General features: G+C 61.7%; 11 protein-coding genes. 2 read left to right on the plus strand and 9 right to left on the minus strand.

The window, feature by feature from the left end; translation table 11 throughout:
- Positions 1–51: 51 nt before the first annotated feature.
- The 6 genes from V5E97_RS12960 to V5E97_RS12985 all read right to left on the minus strand — a co-directional run bounded on the left by V5E97_RS12960 (position 52) and on the right by V5E97_RS12985 (position 6,931).
- Positions 52–1,215, minus strand: coding sequence for a WD40 repeat domain-containing protein (locus V5E97_RS12960; protein ID WP_406699741.1), 1,164 nt, complete (start codon positions 1,213–1,215; stop codon positions 52–54).
- A 13-nt stretch (positions 1,216–1,228) separates the two neighbouring features.
- Positions 1,229–3,829 carry a protein kinase domain-containing protein gene (locus tag V5E97_RS12965; RefSeq protein WP_406699742.1) on the minus strand — a complete coding sequence of 867 codons (2,601 nt, stop codon included), beginning with the start codon at positions 3,827–3,829 and terminating at the stop codon, positions 1,229–1,231.
- Positions 3,830–3,844: 15 nt separating this feature from the next.
- A complete protein-coding gene (locus V5E97_RS12970) occupies positions 3,845–4,456 on the minus strand; it encodes an RNA polymerase sigma factor (RefSeq protein ID WP_406699743.1) in 612 nt (203 codons plus the stop codon).
- Between the two features lie 575 nt (positions 4,457–5,031).
- On the minus strand, positions 5,032–5,400 hold the full coding sequence (locus V5E97_RS12975; protein ID WP_406699744.1) for a hypothetical protein: 369 nt from the start codon (positions 5,398–5,400) through the stop codon (positions 5,032–5,034).
- Positions 5,394–6,329, minus strand: a complete 936-nt coding sequence (locus V5E97_RS12980; protein WP_406699745.1) for a hypothetical protein — start codon at positions 6,327–6,329, stop codon at positions 5,394–5,396. The genes V5E97_RS12975 and V5E97_RS12980 overlap by 7 nt, the downstream gene beginning before the upstream one ends.
- On the minus strand, positions 6,326–6,931 hold the full coding sequence (locus tag V5E97_RS12985) for a protein-disulfide reductase DsbD domain-containing protein (protein ID WP_406699746.1): 606 nt from the start codon (positions 6,929–6,931) through the stop codon (positions 6,326–6,328). Before V5E97_RS12985 ends, V5E97_RS12980 begins: the two co-directional genes overlap by 4 nt.
- A gap of 434 nt (positions 6,932–7,365) precedes the next feature.
- On the opposite strand from V5E97_RS12985, the gene V5E97_RS12990 reads away from it, so the two are divergent.
- Positions 7,366–7,815 carry a hypothetical protein gene (locus V5E97_RS12990; RefSeq protein ID WP_406699747.1) on the plus strand — a complete coding sequence of 150 codons (450 nt, stop codon included), beginning with the start codon at positions 7,366–7,368 and terminating at the stop codon, positions 7,813–7,815.
- A gap of 32 nt (positions 7,816–7,847) precedes the next feature.
- Here the strand turns inward: V5E97_RS12990 and V5E97_RS12995 are convergent, their stop codons facing one another.
- The 3 genes from V5E97_RS12995 to V5E97_RS13005 all read right to left on the minus strand — a co-directional run bounded on the left by V5E97_RS12995 (position 7,848) and on the right by V5E97_RS13005 (position 11,195).
- Entirely contained in the window at positions 7,848–9,251 is a 1,404-nt protein-coding gene (locus tag V5E97_RS12995; protein WP_406699748.1) for a phospholipase D-like domain-containing protein, read from the minus strand.
- Between the two features lie 146 nt (positions 9,252–9,397).
- Positions 9,398–10,516 carry a formylglycine-generating enzyme family protein gene (locus V5E97_RS13000; protein WP_406699749.1) on the minus strand — a complete coding sequence of 373 codons (1,119 nt, stop codon included), beginning with the start codon at positions 10,514–10,516 and terminating at the stop codon, positions 9,398–9,400.
- A 367-nt stretch (positions 10,517–10,883) separates the two neighbouring features.
- Positions 10,884–11,195, minus strand: a complete 312-nt coding sequence (locus V5E97_RS13005; protein WP_406699750.1) for a DUF4177 domain-containing protein — start codon at positions 11,193–11,195, stop codon at positions 10,884–10,886.
- Between the two features lie 1,403 nt (positions 11,196–12,598).
- Between V5E97_RS13005 and V5E97_RS13010 the strand changes: the two genes are divergently transcribed.
- Positions 12,599–15,715, plus strand: coding sequence for a DUF2309 domain-containing protein (locus V5E97_RS13010; protein ID WP_406701153.1), 3,117 nt, complete (start codon positions 12,599–12,601; stop codon positions 15,713–15,715).
- The last annotated feature ends 27 nt before the right edge of the window (positions 15,716–15,742 follow it).

Consider the following 15,742-nt stretch of genomic DNA (forward strand, 5'->3'; position numbering starts at 1 on the left):
GGTATATTTTTATGTTCAAAGTCGATTAGTAATGGTGGCTTTTGATTGCAGTTAATCAATTTGAGAATAAGTGTCGGCCATTTTACCGTTCGTGCGGTCCCCGGCTGCCCGCTTCGTCGAACTGGCTTGCCGCGACCGAGAGGTCGTCCGTGAGGACTCGTCGTGCCGATACAATCGAATCACACCGATGCCGCCGCAAGCCAGGGTCGCGCCCTCAGCCGAGAAGGCCAGTGCCGTTACCGGTCCATCCCCCTCTGAGAAGACACAGCGAGTCTCTCCCGTCGCGACATTCCAGAGCCGCACAGACCCGTCGAACGCCGCGGTGGCCAGCTCACGGTCACCGGGAGCGAACGCCACCTCCTGGATTTGCGATCGGGCATCCAACTCTCTGAGGAGACGGCCCGTTGTGATATCCCAAAGACGAGCGAATTGATCGAGGTTACTGGATGTCACCAGCACGCGGCCGTCCTGCGAAAACGCCAGTGAGCTAACCCGAACCGGATGCGCCCGAAACGATGCGGATTGGCTCCCTTGGGCAACGTCCCAGAGCCGGACTGCTCCGTCCTTGGTCCCGACGGCCAGACACCGATCATCGGCGTCGAACGCCAGGCCCGAGACACCCGGGAGATCGAGCCGCGGCCCGGCAATCGGGTTCGCCGTCGATACATCCCAGAGCCGGACGCCGAGGCTGTCGGCCGTGGCCAGGGTGATACTGTCCTGACTGAAAATCAGCGAACTGGATCGCGCGGTCCGGGGCGGGATTTCGGCCCGCCGTCGCCAGTTGCTCAGGTCCCAGACACTGACGACGCCTTTGGCATCGGCCACGCCCAGCGTCGTACCGTCGGGAGACATTGCGGCCTGATCGATCGCGACACCCTGGGAGCCGCCGACCTGGACTCCGGACAAGTCAGGATTCCAGACGGTGAGTTTGCCTTCGGCAATGCAGCCGTGGAGCAACCCGTCGGCGGCCTGGAGGGACATTGCCTTGACGGAGCCGCTAAACCGGTCGCAGGTTGCGAAGGCTGCCGGTGACCGCCGTGATGCCTGCGACAGGCAATCGAGCCCGACGAGCATCACGATCAACAGGAACGCCAGACCACGCGTGACAACCTTGACACGGCAAGGGACGCCGACTGGATTGTCGGCGTCAGGCTCGTCCTCTCTCGCGGAAGTCTGGCCGGACGAATCGACAAAGGGTCGTGATGCTGAGAACATCCCACACCTCGGGCTAAGGCCGGTTTTCGGACAGTTCCCACAGTCTGACGGTTCCGTCCTTGCTCGCGCTGGCCAGGGTTTTGCCGTCCGGGGAGAACTCGACGGTGAAGGCATGGTCTTTGTGTCCCTTGAGCGACAGAGTCTTCCGGCGTGAGACGACGTCCCACACCCCGATGCTGCTGTCGAACAAGCCTGCCGCCAAAGTCCTTCCATCGGGGGAAAATGACAGACCACGCGCCCCGGACTTTTTTCCCTGCAATGGCAGAAAACCGAGTTGGCGCCCCGAACTCACGTCCCAGAGCCTGATCACCGAGTCGAAGCTGCAAGACGCCAGCGTATTGCCGTCGGGCGAGAAGGCGACGGACCAGGCTGGCCCTCGGTTTCCGACGGCCAGCTTGAGTCGTAGTTTCACCGAGCCCGAGCTCGCGTCGTAATCGTAAAGTGTCACAACAGGCGGGCGTTCCTTACGGTAATCGCCCGAGGCGAGGGCCAGCGTCTTGCCGTTGGGCGAGAAGGCGGCGGCGAAGTAGGGGTCGGTGGAGGTCAACATCGCGGGTCGCTCCTGCGGGGTCCCGGCGTCCCAGTTCCGTTGCTTCCAGCTTCCGACCTCCCAGAACTTCGCGGTCCCGTCGTCTCCCGCCGAGACAAGGCACTTGCCGTCGGGCGAGAACTGCAAGGAGCGGACCGATTTGGTATGGGCCTGGAATCGAGTGAGAAGTTGGTGCTTGGAGAAGTCCCAGATGAGGATCTGGTAGGCGCCGCTCGTTGCCAGCAAGTTGCCGTCCGGGGAGAAGGCGGCACAGGAGCCCGCCGTATTGGCTTCCCCATTCATACGCCCCACTTGTTGCTGTGTTTCGACGTCGTAGACCTTGATGTTGCCGCTCCAGTTGGTGCTCGCGGAGAGGGTCTCGCCGTCGCGTGAGAAGAGCGCAAACCAGCAAGGCTGGCCTCCGAACGGTTCCAGGATGACCGACTTGGTCAGTTCCGGCACGGCGGGAGGCTCGTCGGGCTCGACACGCGGTGGCTCCTGCTCAAGACCCGGAAAGCTGGGTGGGACGGCGGCAGGGTAGGGTGCGAGGGGATTGGACGTCGCGATGCGCTCCGGCTCCGGCGTTGGCTCGTTGGGTTCGAGCCGGACGACCACCGTCTTCTTCTGATCGCGGCTAATTGTGACGAGCTCTTCGCGGACGCGCTTGCCGTCCTTACTCGCGGAGAGGCGGTGCTTTCCCACGGCGAGGCGGATCTCCTGGGGGCCAGCCCCCCGGATCACAAGGTCATCGTTGTCGATCTGGAGCTTGATCTTGGGGTCGTCGACCTCCACGACCAACGTCCCCTCGGGAGTTCGGATGCGGAGGATCGTGGCGAACAGGTTCAGGACGGTTGGAATGCCGCCGGCGCCGGCGGCTCCGAACGCGGAGAGGCCGAGGATCAGGACGAGCGTCATCACCACGAGCCTTGGCCGGTGCCGACTTCGGCCGGCAGCGGCGAGTCGCTTCGCCGACTGTGGGGGGGGCTCCATGTTCGGAAATTCGAGGTGGGCCATGCCCTGGCGGAGCAGGTCGGCCACCTCGGCCGCTGACTGGAAGCGGCGGTCCGGGTCCTTCTCGAGGAGCCGGTCGATGATCGCCTCGAGCCAGCCGGGGACCGACGGATTGATCTCACGGACCGCCCGAGGCCGGTCTTCGCAGACCCGCTTGAGTACGGCCATCGTGGTCGAGGCGCGGAATGGTGAGTGGCCCGTGGCGGCGGCGTAAAGGACCGTGCCCAGGCTGAACAGGTCAGAGCGGTGATCAATAGGGCCGCCCGAGGCCTGCTCGGGGGCCATGTACTGGGGTGTTCCAGCAATGACGACGCTGTGGCTGAGGCTGGCGTCGTCCGCGGCACGGGCGAGGCCGAAGTCGGTGATCTTGACTCGCTCGACACCGTTTTCCAGCAGCAGGTTGGCCGGCTTCACGTCGCGATGGACCAAACCTTGAGCGTGTGCTGCGGCCAGACCGGCGGCGGTCTGCATGCCGATACGGAGGATTTCGGCCACGTCGAGCGGCCCATCGCGGTCGAGCCGCTCCTGGAGCGAGCGGCCCGAGACCAAGGGCATGACGAGATAGGGGAGGCCAGTGGCCGACTCGGCGACGGCATGGATGGCGATGATGTGGTCGTGGGAGACGGCCGCGGCCGCACGCGCCTCGCGGGCGAACCGGCGGCGCGCCGCCGCATTCGTGGCGACCAGCGGAGAGATCACCTTGATTGCCACCGGACGGTTCAACGCCGGGTCGAACCCCTTCAGCACCATCCCCATCCCACCTTGGCCGATCACGGAGTGGACCTCGTAGGGGCCGAGTCGGCCGAGCGATCCCACGAGGTCCGAAGGTTCGAGGAAGGCGAGCGGCAACCCCTCCTCGGTGGCGTTCTCACCAACCCGCTCGACCTCACGGGGGTCGAGGCAGGCAAGGTGATCCCACCACGATCGATCGGAGGCCAGTGCTTCGAGGGTCTCGCGACAGTGTGGGCAAGCGCTCAGGTGCTCCTCGAGCGCAGCCACATCGTCCCCGGCCAGCCGGCCGCCCAGGAGTCCCTTCAGCCGATTCACTTCACACCCGGAAACGTGTTCAATCATATTGAAACCGCTTTCTCAAAAACCCGTGTTTTCCGCGTCCTGAACCTGCTCGATCTCGCTGCGGAGTCGGGCCATGACCCGGCACTTCAGGTTGTAGACCGAGCCCACTTTGATCCCCAACTCGCGAGCGACGTCAGCGGCCGGCCTGGCCTCGACGCCAGTCGCGAGGAAGGCGCGCCAAGCCGTTTCGGAGAATTCGCCCCGAACTTTCCGAGCCGCCCATTCGAGCATCCGCCGCCGATACGCGGCCTCGAACTGTGCGGAGTCTTCCAGCGCCGGGGCCGGCTGCTCCTCCAGGAAATTGAGCACACCCGTGTCGCCGCTTCCCCGAGGCTGCCGCCCTTGCGCTGTGAGCGCCTTGAGCGTGAGATTGCGGGCGATGCGGAACAGCCAGCCGCGGAAGGATCCGCGCGACGGATCGTAGCGCCCCCCCTCGATGGCCCCAGCCACCACGCGGAAGACGTCCTGGACCAGGTCCTCGGCGTCGGCGTGCTGTAACCCACGCCCCTGCGCCAGCCGTTGAATGAGCGGTCCGTAGATGTCGACGAATTCGGCCCACGCACGCTCGTCGGCGGGGTCGCGAAGTCGAATCAAGAGGCTCGGCCTCGTCGTCGGAGCGGTGTCCACAACTCGTATCCTCCAGGGTTAATATCCTCGCCAAGTCCGAACCTCATCACGATTCTCCCGGATTGATGAGTGGGCTCGTAGACGCATGGCGGCGAAACGTCTGGTGAGGGGGGACGAAGTGACGCCGTACCACGGGGCCGTTCGCCACGACCCTGAAGGGAGAGCTGGGCCCCGTTCTGACCGCCGAGATCCCTCGCCTCACGCGACTTCGAGAGCGCCAAAGTCGTTTCCCCGTGGTCCGTGCACGAGAGTAGGGCGAAACTAGCGCCGATCGAGCGGGCTCTCGCGACGGCGGCCAGCTTCGGCGAGGTTGAGCAGGCTCAGTCCGCTCGCTCGGATCGCTATCTCTGTCGAAGAACGTGAGTGATCCCGCGAGAAGTTTCGGACGATGGAGGCGATACTTGGGGGATGAGCGGGATGGGGTCGCAGGACGGCTTTATAGAGCGGGAAACCGGTCCCGGTGAGTGAAGCCGGGACCGGTGGGACTGCATTCGACCCGCCATCGTTCCTGATCTCATTGTTGCTAGGCCATCTTCGGCACGTCACCGTTGCTCGTCATTTCCTCCAGCCAGTTATCAGGGATCCGCTCGCAAGGGGCCACGCAGTTTGCTGACGGGAACGCCGCGTTTCTTTGCCAGGGGATCGAGATACCACCGATAGTCGCCCGCGTCGGATGCGAAAGCGAATGCCTGGTTTTCCTGCCACCAAAGGTCGCAGGCTTCGGCTGTGTCACCCTTGGGGGCCATCGGGACGTAACGATTCAACAAGCGCACGGCGCGAGCTCGGGTCGCTGTGTCCGTCGAACGCAGATCAGGGAGAATTTTGTCGAAAAATTCCGGCTGGTCGAAGGCAATGTTCAGCGCTACGAGGTCTTCGTCGATCGCCAACTGCTTGGCGTCATCCGGATAGAGAAACCGAGAGTGATCGTCCGCCCATTTCACCATCGCCTCGCGGTTGGCCAGTCCGGAAAGCTGCTCCCACAACTCCGGTGCCAAGAGACCCTTGGCGAAATCGACGGGTAGTCCGGATTCCGCAACCATCGGCCTAGAGTTGAGCGGGAGCGGGCGGCGGGACCTCCAAAAACCGACGGTGTGACCGCAATCGGGCGGTCTTCGGTGAATCGGCTGATATAGGCAATGGAGTTGAGCAGGAGCCGTTGGCCCGATTCGTTCATCTCGGCGGGCGATTGCTCGAACCCGAAATGAAGCAAATTGCCCTGTCGCCACAGGCCGGCCGAGGTCGGCGTCTGGGTGTTGACGCCGCCGCAGAAGAACTCAACGTCCGGTAGCCGTGCGAAATCCAGGGCGTGCGTGCACCAGCCGGCTTTCCACTTCCGATGGAAATCAGCAACAAGCGGTAGGACCTTGATTTTGGCATCCTTGAGTTCGTCGCTGAAGTCGGCCGGGGTCCGGATCGAGACCATTTTGCTCCGGTCGATCGGGAACGGACTCTCGAAGATCTCATGCTCTCGCAAATCGAAGGCGAGCGGGTCAAGACAGGTACAACCCGAGCCACCTTTCAACTTCCAGCAGACGGCGAGGTTCAACCCCGCGCTCCCCAGCAGGACCGTCGGCTTGTTCCACGCTTCCCGCGTGCCGAGGGGCGATCTGAGCTTCCGCATCTCGCGCGTCTCTTCGCCCTGCGGCCAGTCCAAGAGGACAACGTCGAAGCTTCCCGCGTCCTTGACCTGGAAAGACGCAAGGCTTTTTGCTTCCACCTGCGCCACCTTCCCCTTCAGGAACGTGACGTACTCGGAGGCGCGTTCCGAGCCGACGAAGAGGACTTTGATTTCCGCGAGTTCTGCGGCATGGGTCAATCCATTCGCCATCAGCCCGAAAAACAGGGCAGCGACGATCACTGGAGCCATTTTCATTGGGATGCCTCGGCTTGGATCGTGAGTTGTGTTGACAGTTCCAACTTGCCGGGAGGCCAGCACAGCTCATCATTGCAGGCCTGATAATGGAGCACGCCGGTCACGTTCAGCGTCTCTGGCGACAGGGAGGTCACTTTCACGGCGCGTCGTATCTGCACCGAATTGCGGTAGATGGGCACGCCGGCCCGCCCTTCTTCCGGCGGGGGAAAGTTCCAGTCTCCAACGAATTCAACTCCAGCCGGCAACATCGCATTCATCTTGAGAGGCGTGAACGTACCGCCATGGTCAGCTTCGGGGTGAAGGTAGTGGGCCTTGGCGATGCGAACGGTGACAAGGAGTTCTGCCTTGGTTCCGGGCGAGATGTTCGCCGGACGAAGGGCCAGAACCGCTTTGACCGGCTCGCTTGGCGAAGGTTCCGGGACGTGCGGTGTTGGTTCCGAGGCGGGTATGTTCGCCAGGGCGATCGGCTGTGTTCGATCGGAGACAATGAGCTTTATGTGCGGCTGCTTGGCTCGTGGGGGCGTGGAGGCGAGATCGCAGCCGGAGAATGGCCCGATCAGCGAGGCCAGGATCCACGGAACGTGGAGATAGCGATTACACATGTTCGCGCCATTGGTGTCGGCAAGCCTTGACCTGGTCCTTCTCGATTGAATCCTACCCAATGGGCGTGTTGGGGAGCAACAATCGGGATTGGCGGCGGAGCGGGATGGTTCAGGGAAAAATGAGCCGAGCCGCTTCGTCGGGGTGTCGTCCAGGACGAGGGGCAGTCGGGTGGCCCCCTTGAGCCGAGGCCCGATCACCTCGGCTAAGAGGCGTCGGGCGATGCGGTCGGCCCGCTTGCCGGCCGCCGCGACGGCGGTGTCGCAGGGCCAGAGCGGCGGCGAGCCATGGGAACCACTGGCACGGAGAGGGTGTCGAATGCGAGGATGTCATTGGGGGTCGGCTTTGCTCGGGGTGTCAGGCCGCGTGGTAACAGCCATCGCCCCGGTCAGACCAGTCTCCGGCTACCCAATGCGAGTTCGGGAGATTTGCACGTATGGCCCCCCGCCTGCCAACCGCGGAGGAAATCAATGTCTTCGACTCGCTGGACGAGCGATGCGCCGTCAAGAATTTCCTCGGCAAGGACCTGGAGCAGGCGCGGTCCCTCTTCGCCGAAAACTTTCGCCATTTCCAGGAAGACCTTATGTGGATGGGGCCGAAAGCATTCGCCTTCTACGTTCCCGCCGCCATCAACTACCTCTTGAGCGAGGAGGCGGACAACGCCGCTGGCGAGGTCAGCTCATTCTGCGACCTCATCGAGTTCCGACTGCAATACGAGCCGGCCGAAACCGCCAGCGTCGGACCGATGCTCCGCGAGGGCATCCTCAAAATGCTCGAAAACTTCGGACGCTACGGTTTCGGTGGCGAATCATATGGGGATATCTATGGCAATGTAGCCGCGAGATACCGCGCCCTTCTTTTACGCCTGGACGGCAGCAGTCGGTAGGCACAGAGGCTCGGAAAGTACAGCCTTGGATATTAGAGCAGGGGGGAAAGCAGCCGAACGACGTCCTCGGCGAGTTGGGTGAGCCGGCCACGTTCGGAGAGACCTCGCTGGCTCTGAGCCATGAGCGTCTCGATCCATTTCGCCGTTGCGTCGACCTGGGGCTGTGAGTAGCAGAAGACGGCCACCTCGTAGTTCAGGAAAAGGCTCCGCATATCCATGTTGGCCGATCCGACAATCGCCAGGTCGTGGTCGATCAAGACGACCTTGCCGTGAACCATCCCAGGCTGGTAGAGCAGCACTTGCCCGCCGGCCGTCTGGATTTGACGCAGGTAACTGACCCGGGCCAGGTCGGCCATCGCATGGTTCGAGTGGTCGGGAACAAGGACGCGCACCTCAACCCCGCGCCGGGCGGCAAGCTCGAGTGCGCGCGCCAGGGTTTCGTCGGGGACAAAGTAGGGGGTGACGACCCAGATTCGTCGCTGCGCGGCGAACATCACGGAGACGAGCGATTCGTAGAGTGGATCACCGGAGACGTCGGGACCGCTCGCGACGACCTGGGTGATCGAGCCTTCGGGCACGGTCGGGAGGGGGCTCATTTCTTCCTTGGCAATGGTCTCCCCGGTCGCGAATTTCCAGTCGGATCGGAACAGGTCGGCGAGATCGGCGACGGCCGGTCCTGAGATAACCAGCGAGAAGTCGTGCCATCGCTGCGGATTTGGAGTCGGCCCCATATATTCGCTGGCGAGATTCATGCCTCCGGTTAATGCGTATTGGCCATCGATGACAACGATCTTGCGATGATTCCGCAGGTTGGTGCGTCCCCGGAATGGCAAGTGGAGCATCGGCATGAAGAACGCGACCTTGGCTCCGGCCGCGGTCAAGGGGGATACAAATCTTCGGCCGACCCGCCAGGATCCGACATCGTCGAGCAGGAGTCTGACACTCACTCCATCGGCCGCGCGTTTTGCCAGCCGCTCGATGATCGCCGCGCCGACAGGGTCTCGGCCTAAAATGTATGTGGTAATGTGAATTGATTGTTCGGCCTTGTCGATCAACTCCAGCAGCAACCGGTAGGCTTCCTCCCCACTGGTGACCGGTTCGACCATGTTTCCCAGAGTGGCCGGCGGAATGCCAAAGGATTGAAGGATCCGCTCGGCGGGTCCGCCTGACGTTTCCGAGGAGGGCTTCCGCCGACGATGGTAAACCTGCTCCTTACTCTCCGCTCGACGCTGCATCTTCCGGCCACCGATCATCAGATACAGGGGAACGCCCAGGTAGGGAACCAGGACGATGATCAGCAGCCAGGCCATTGTGCTTGAGGTCGATCGTCGCGACCTGAGCAAGTGAGCGACCAGGATGATGCCGAGAACGAAGCCCAGAGTCGTCAAGAGCTGCGAGGACAGCCAGAACAGATTCGACTCGTAGAAGTGAGACAACAGCCGTGAACTCCCGGTGGGATTAGACTTGGGGCCAATGGCATGGAGTGACCAAAGGAAGCGTCTCCTGACTGGTCAGGGGACGCTTCCTTTGGAAAGGAGGCCACGGTCTGGCGATTTGATTTCAGGTCAGGCTTTGAGGCCGATCAAGACTTTGCCTTGGGCGTGAGGACGCAGCGGAAGCCGATGTGCGATGCGCCGCTGTCCGTGGCCCCCTTGCCTCGCGCTCCCGGAAGATATCGGACGCAATACAAGTCGCTGCAAAGATACGAACCGCCACGCTGAACGCGCTTGGGGATGCCAGGCTCGGCCGGGTCGTGACTGGAGTCGGGTCCTTGCGGATTTCGCGACTGGGAAGGATCGTAGCCGGGCTGATACCAGTCCGCGCACCATTCCCAGACATTGCCGGCCATGTCGCTCAGCCCGTAGCCATTGGTTGCGAACGAACCGGCGGGGGCGGTCCCATCGAATCCGTCTTCCTTCATGTTTTCGTTGGGAAAGAGCCCTTGCCAGTTGTTCACCTGCCACTTGCCGCCGATTTTGAGGTCGTCGCCCCAGCAGTAGCGCTTACCGTCGAGGCCTCCCCGAGCGGCGTACTCCCACTCGGCTTCGGTAGGCAGGCGCTTCCCTGCCCATTTTGCGTAGGCGACTGCGTCGTCAAAACAGACCTGGACCACCGGGTGGTCTTCGAGTCCCTGGATCGTGCTGTCGGGGCCGGTTGGGTGCTTCCAGTTCGCGCCCGGGACGTAGCGCCACCAGGCCAGGTGATCCTCCAAGGAGACACGGCCCACCGGAGGCGAGAAGACGAGCGATCCCGGTACGAGCAGTTCCTTGGGCGCTCCGGGAAAGTCCTTGGGGTCGGGCGCTTGCTCGGCCACCGTGGTGTAACCAGTTTCACGCACGAACCGTTCGAATTGCCGGTTGGTCACCTCGGTTCGGTCCATCCAGAAACCGTCGAGGGAGACGCGGTGGACCGGCCTGGCATCAGACATCGATTCGTCGTCCGTTCCCATGGCGAAATCGCCGCCGGGGACCCAGACCATTCCTTCCGGTGCCACTCCGGGGGGCTTGTCTGAGCGCGGGCCGTTCACTTGACCGTTGTCCGTTCGCGAACTCCGGCGCCATGAGGCGGCTGTGAACGTCGCGATCAAGATGAGGACCAACCCGACCGCCACGCCGGTACCTACCCACGACCTTGTGGTTCGACCCGATGCATCATGGTTCTGGACCGGCTCGAGGCTCGTCCGAGGGGGCTTCTTCGACACAGATGGTCCTCTCTCAGCTCACTTGGGAAGGTCTCTCCCGGGCCTCAACCTGGAATTGGGGCCGCGAAGTCGAGATTTCCAGTATCCTCCGGCTCATGGAGGATTGCAACGCGTCCTGGCCGACGACCCGGCGAGGCATCCTTGAAATCGGGGCCAGGTCATCAAATGCGGATGAGCCCGTCGCCCATCCCAATGGAGCGGGCGCGGTGGCCAGATTGGGGGATTTGCGTTACAGGTCCGTGCGAAAGGAGCCGTTCGGCTTCACCAGCCGAAGGCCATTGGGAGAAAGATGAAAGGAGAGGCCCTACGCTCGAACAAGGGGCTTGGCTTGGCGGCTCGCCGAAAATCAAACCCAATCGGCCTGTGCTCAGCGCTTCCAGCTCAACCGCGCCAGACTCTCGGGCGAATGCGAATCCCCCTCCCGGCTACTCCGTCCCAACGGGTTCGTCCGCACCGAACTGTAGGGATCCAGTCGCTTTGCCTCCGTGTTTCGCTCAGGAGGCTGAGGTTGTTGAGGCGTGTTGGTGGCGATCGGACGTTTGAAGAAGCACTGAAATCCGAAAAAGATCCTCGTCTCGGGAATGACCGCGACGAGTTCCCACCCTTCTTGGCCAAGATTTTGCAAGGCATTCTCGACGTTGGGTCCATCAACGGAGAGACGGTGGTATTCCCAAAGCATCAATGTGTCCTTGGTCCGCTCAGGGGAAAATCCCTGAAGGCAAGTTGGGGAAGGCCTAATTAATCGAACCGGTCGCGATTCTCGAACGCCAGGAGATTCGTTTGGCGTTCTGTCTAGAAAGATGAACGAACAATCGAGCTTAGTTTGAAAAATGGCGTTCGTCCACTGCCCCCGCCGAATTCTTTTCTTTAAACAAAGAGACGTCTTGAACTTTTATTGAGTGAATCCAATGAGCCTGGGATGAGGGGGAGCATCCATGCGGTCAGGAGGGGCGAACTCTGGGGTGTGCGGCCCGAAAGGTCGGACGATGGCCGCAATGGACCTCTTGCTCAAGATCTGTGCCAGACATTGGACTTCGCCGATTCGTGAGGCGGGCGCAAACTCTCCTACGGATCAGCATCGCTGATACCGAGGATTTGTGCGGAGCTTCTTGTCTCAGAAATCGCTTGTAATGAGACCCACATCGATTTGCAAAGGTTGAACCGTTGGTGGCGGCGACGTGGTGGAGCTGGGTTGCAACACCCATGCTCGCCGGCGAGTTCGTCGAGCCGCGATCGGTTACCTGAAGAACTATTGGGATGCGTTGAAACGATACACCCGTTCGGGCTACCTTTTCGAAGGATGTCACTGCGCAATCAAGACATGTGGAAAATATAGAAGGATCTGGCTCATTACTGGGCAATGAGAAGGTTGGGGGGAGCTGATGGGCGTGCTGTTCAGACTGGTGCCCAATGGGGGACGTGGCCTGCCGGATCCACACTCAAATTCGGCCGGTGTGCTGGCCATTGCGCAAAAGTATATTTTGGGAAATCAGACGGGGATGTTGGTAATCCTTGACCTTTGGGTTATCCAGATCCGTGCGAGTCGCCGTCCTGTCTTCGTCTGACTTCGCGATAGACCGAGAGACAGGGGCCGAATCCGCGTAAAATAAAGGTCAGCCGCTCTCAAGTGTCGAGGTGGTGCGGCTTTGGCGGCACTTAGAAACTTTGCTGATCTCGTCACCCCGACTTGCCAGGTCGAGCAAAGTTCCTTATTATCCTCTTCATGAGCTTGCTGGCTCGACCACAATTCCCCCCTCCTGGTTGACTGCTGGCAACACTCTGAATGGCCGATGGATCTCGGGCCGTCAGCGTTTGAGTCGGTTCTCGAGTGTTCGTCTTTTGCTTGAGAGAGTCAGATCTCCGAGAGGACGGCGGAAGCCGCGCAGAGACATCCTCATCGCAAACTGAGTGGCACTCCGTTCTCCCCTCCCCCCCCGATTGCACGTACGGTCGGCCGTGGACGGACCCACAACGGGCGATTCCGCTGTATTTCGGTCGATTAGGTCTCCTGTCGCTTCCCGCCCGCTAGGTCATTCCACCCGTTCTATCTGACCTCAGGAACAAGTGAGTGCGCTGGTGGCTATGCATGCCTCAATTGCTCATGGCGAGACGTCGCAGGATTATCGGGATCGGAGTCCTCGCCTGAATCATCTGGGCGAGGTCATCGAGCATGCCTCGCACCTGCTTCCGGCACAGGGGCCGATTACGGTCTTCATTCACCACAATACGCTGCACGCGTTCGAGGACCTGTCGTTCCATGAAGCTGTCAAGAAGGCAGCTCATGTGTTTGGATGTCACCCTTACCTTTCCAAGGAGCGGTATCGCCACGAGCTGAGTCGAGGTCGGATACGGTTTTCCGACTTGCGCGAGGTGCTCGAACGCGACCTGGGAGACCGGGCCGAGACTCCGATCCCCTGCTTTGGCACTCTGCTTGATTTGCACCTGGCGATGCTTCAGTACCCGCTTCGAACGGGCCCGACCGAAGAGCTTGTCTGGTACGTCGCCGAGGCCAACGCCCTGAGACGTGTCAGGCGGGAGGCTTCCTCGGCGGTACGTGATCGCTTGATCGCGGAAACAAGACGGTGGGTGGTGCGCGACCTCCGAACCGGGAGCGATCCGAGTCGAGGCGGAAGCGCGATCGGTTCACCGCATGGCCGCGTTTCGCCCAGCCTCAAGGAGCTTCTCGACCGCTTCGGTGAGTCGACGATTGAAAACTGGAGTGACGATGATTGGGAAGGGTTCACACTTCAAGCACTCTGGAGGGTCTGCTGCGATGGTGTGAGGAACCTGCCCCCGTTTACGCCGCCGCCGATTCCGTCGGTTCGCCATCGCGACCTTCTGCTCGAAGCTTCAGGTGCGGATGCCGACTCGCTCGTTCACGAGATATTGATCCGCTACTGCGCCGCGTTCTTGGATCAAGGGCTGGCACATTGGCAACTGCCCATGCGTGCCGACGGTTTCTATCGTGCGTTCTGTCTTCTCTATCGTCAGCCGAAGGGACCGCCCGATCGTTGGCTCCGGGGTCTGGCTCAGGAGTTGGGGCGTCTGGTGGATCAAGGGGTTGGACCTCTGGAATCGATCCAGGAATCGCTCGACATTCTCGGTGTGACCGACGAGGAGTGGGACCCCTTTCTTTCGGAAACTCTGCTTGCGCTTCGTGGTTGGGGCGGCATGATCCTTCAACTCGAGCAACGCGGGGATCGAGCCGTTCACCCGATTCCCGCGGGGAGCCTGATCGAATTTCTGGCCGTGAGGCTGATCCTCGACCGCTATGCTCTGGCTTACATCGCGAAGGATGCCCTCGACTTCAGCGGACCCTTGAGCGCCCTGCGTGAGGCGGCCCGAAGCCGGTTGAAGGTTCACTGGCCTCCGAGTGTGGAACAGCGGGCCTTCCTCGTTTTTCAACTGGCGCAGGTCATCGGCCTTTCCCCCGACGTCTTCTCTCGGATGAATGAGGCGGAATGGGCGATCCTTCTTGAAGAGATCGAAGCGTTCTCAAGCGTCGAACGCCGCCGAATCTTTCACCTGGCGTACGAACAGCGATTCCGGACCCAAACTCTCGACGCCGTGACCGTGCACGCGGGGCAGTCGTTCGGTCGTCCGGCGTCACCTGCGTTTCAGGTTGTGTGTTGCCTGGACGAGCGTGAGGAATCGTTCCGCCGTCACCTCGAAGAGTTGGCCCCGTCGGTGGAGACGTTTGGCGCGGCCGGCTTCTACGGCATGGCGATGTACTATCGGGGGGCGGCTGACGCCCACTTCGTGCCGCTCTGCCCGGTCGTGATTCGGCCCCAGCATTGGGTCACGGAAGCGGTGGGGGACAAGCTTGGGAAGTCCCATCGCCGGCGCGCGTTGACGCGGCGTGCGCTGGGGACGGCCTCGCATCAGTTCCATGTCGGCAGCCGAAGCTTTGCCTTGGGAGCATTACTGTCGGGAGCCGTCGGCGTTCTGGCCACGTTTCCGCTGGTGGCTCGCATCCTCTTCCCGCGGCTCACCGCAAGGATCCGCCACCTGTTTGGCCGGATCGTCCGGACTCCGCCGATCACCAGGCTTCAACTGGAACGCGTCGAACCGGAGGCTGGATCCGAGAATGGTCAGGTCGGCTATACGCTCGAAGAAATGATCATCGCGGGTGAAAAGCAGCTTCAGGACATGGGTTTAACTTCTGGGTTTGCCAGGCTGGTGATCCTGCTCGGGCATGGCTCAGATAGCCTGAACAACCCGCACAACTCGGCCTACAATTGCGGCGCTTGCGGTGGTGCGGCCGGAGGGCCGAACGCCCGGGCCCTGGCGCAGATCTTGAATGACCCCCGAGTTCGCGAGGGGATGGCCATACGTGGCCTTGCACTTCCCGATGAAACGGTGGTCGTCGGCGGATATCACAATACCTGCAATGAGTCGGTCATCTATTTCGATGTCGACCTCCTTCCCGACTCACATAAGCAGGAGTTCGAGTCGGTTCGCAAGATTATTGAGGATACGTGCAACCGGAATGCCCATGAACGCTGCCGTCGGTTCATGTCGGCACCGCTCTCGCTCTCGTTCACGGCCGCTCGCGAGCACGTTGAGGAGCGTTCCGAGGACCTGGCGCAAACCCGGCCCGAACTCGGGCACGCGACCAACGCGATCACCATCGTTGGGAGGCGAGAATGGTCCCGTGGTCTCTTTCTCGACCGACGGGCCTTCCTCACCTCATACGACCCGACGGAGGACGACGCGGAGTGCACGATTCTGACGCGCGTCCTCCAGGCCGTGTTCCCCGTCTGCGGTGGCATCAACCTCGAGTATTACTTCTCCCACGTTGACAATAACGGCTATGGGGCCGGAAGTAAGCTGCCGCACAACCTGGCGGCTCTTCTGGGAGTCATGGATGGCGCGGCAAGCGACCTCAGGACCGGCCTCCCTTGGCAGATGGTCGAGGTCCACGAGCCGGTCCGTTCCCTGTTCATCATCGAAACGAGGCCCGAGTCGATGCTCCGGATCATCGAACGCAACGAATCGATCGGTAGGCTTTGCCGGAATGGCTGGATCCAGCTCACGGTGATCGACCCGGACTCACGCCAGGTCCATGTCTTCGAGAATGGCGCGTTCCACCTCTATAAACCCCAGTCGTTGGCCTTGCCCACGGCGCCCTCCTCCGTCGACTGGTATCGTGGCTGGCGCGACCATCTCGAGTTCGCCGCCATCCAGCCGTCGGCCTGAAGCTTGATCCTTCGAATCGAGGTGGGA

It is taken from the genome of Singulisphaera photorubra, from assembly GCF_045290345.1.
Lineage (GTDB): Bacteria > Planctomycetota > Planctomycetia > Isosphaerales > Isosphaeraceae > Singulisphaera.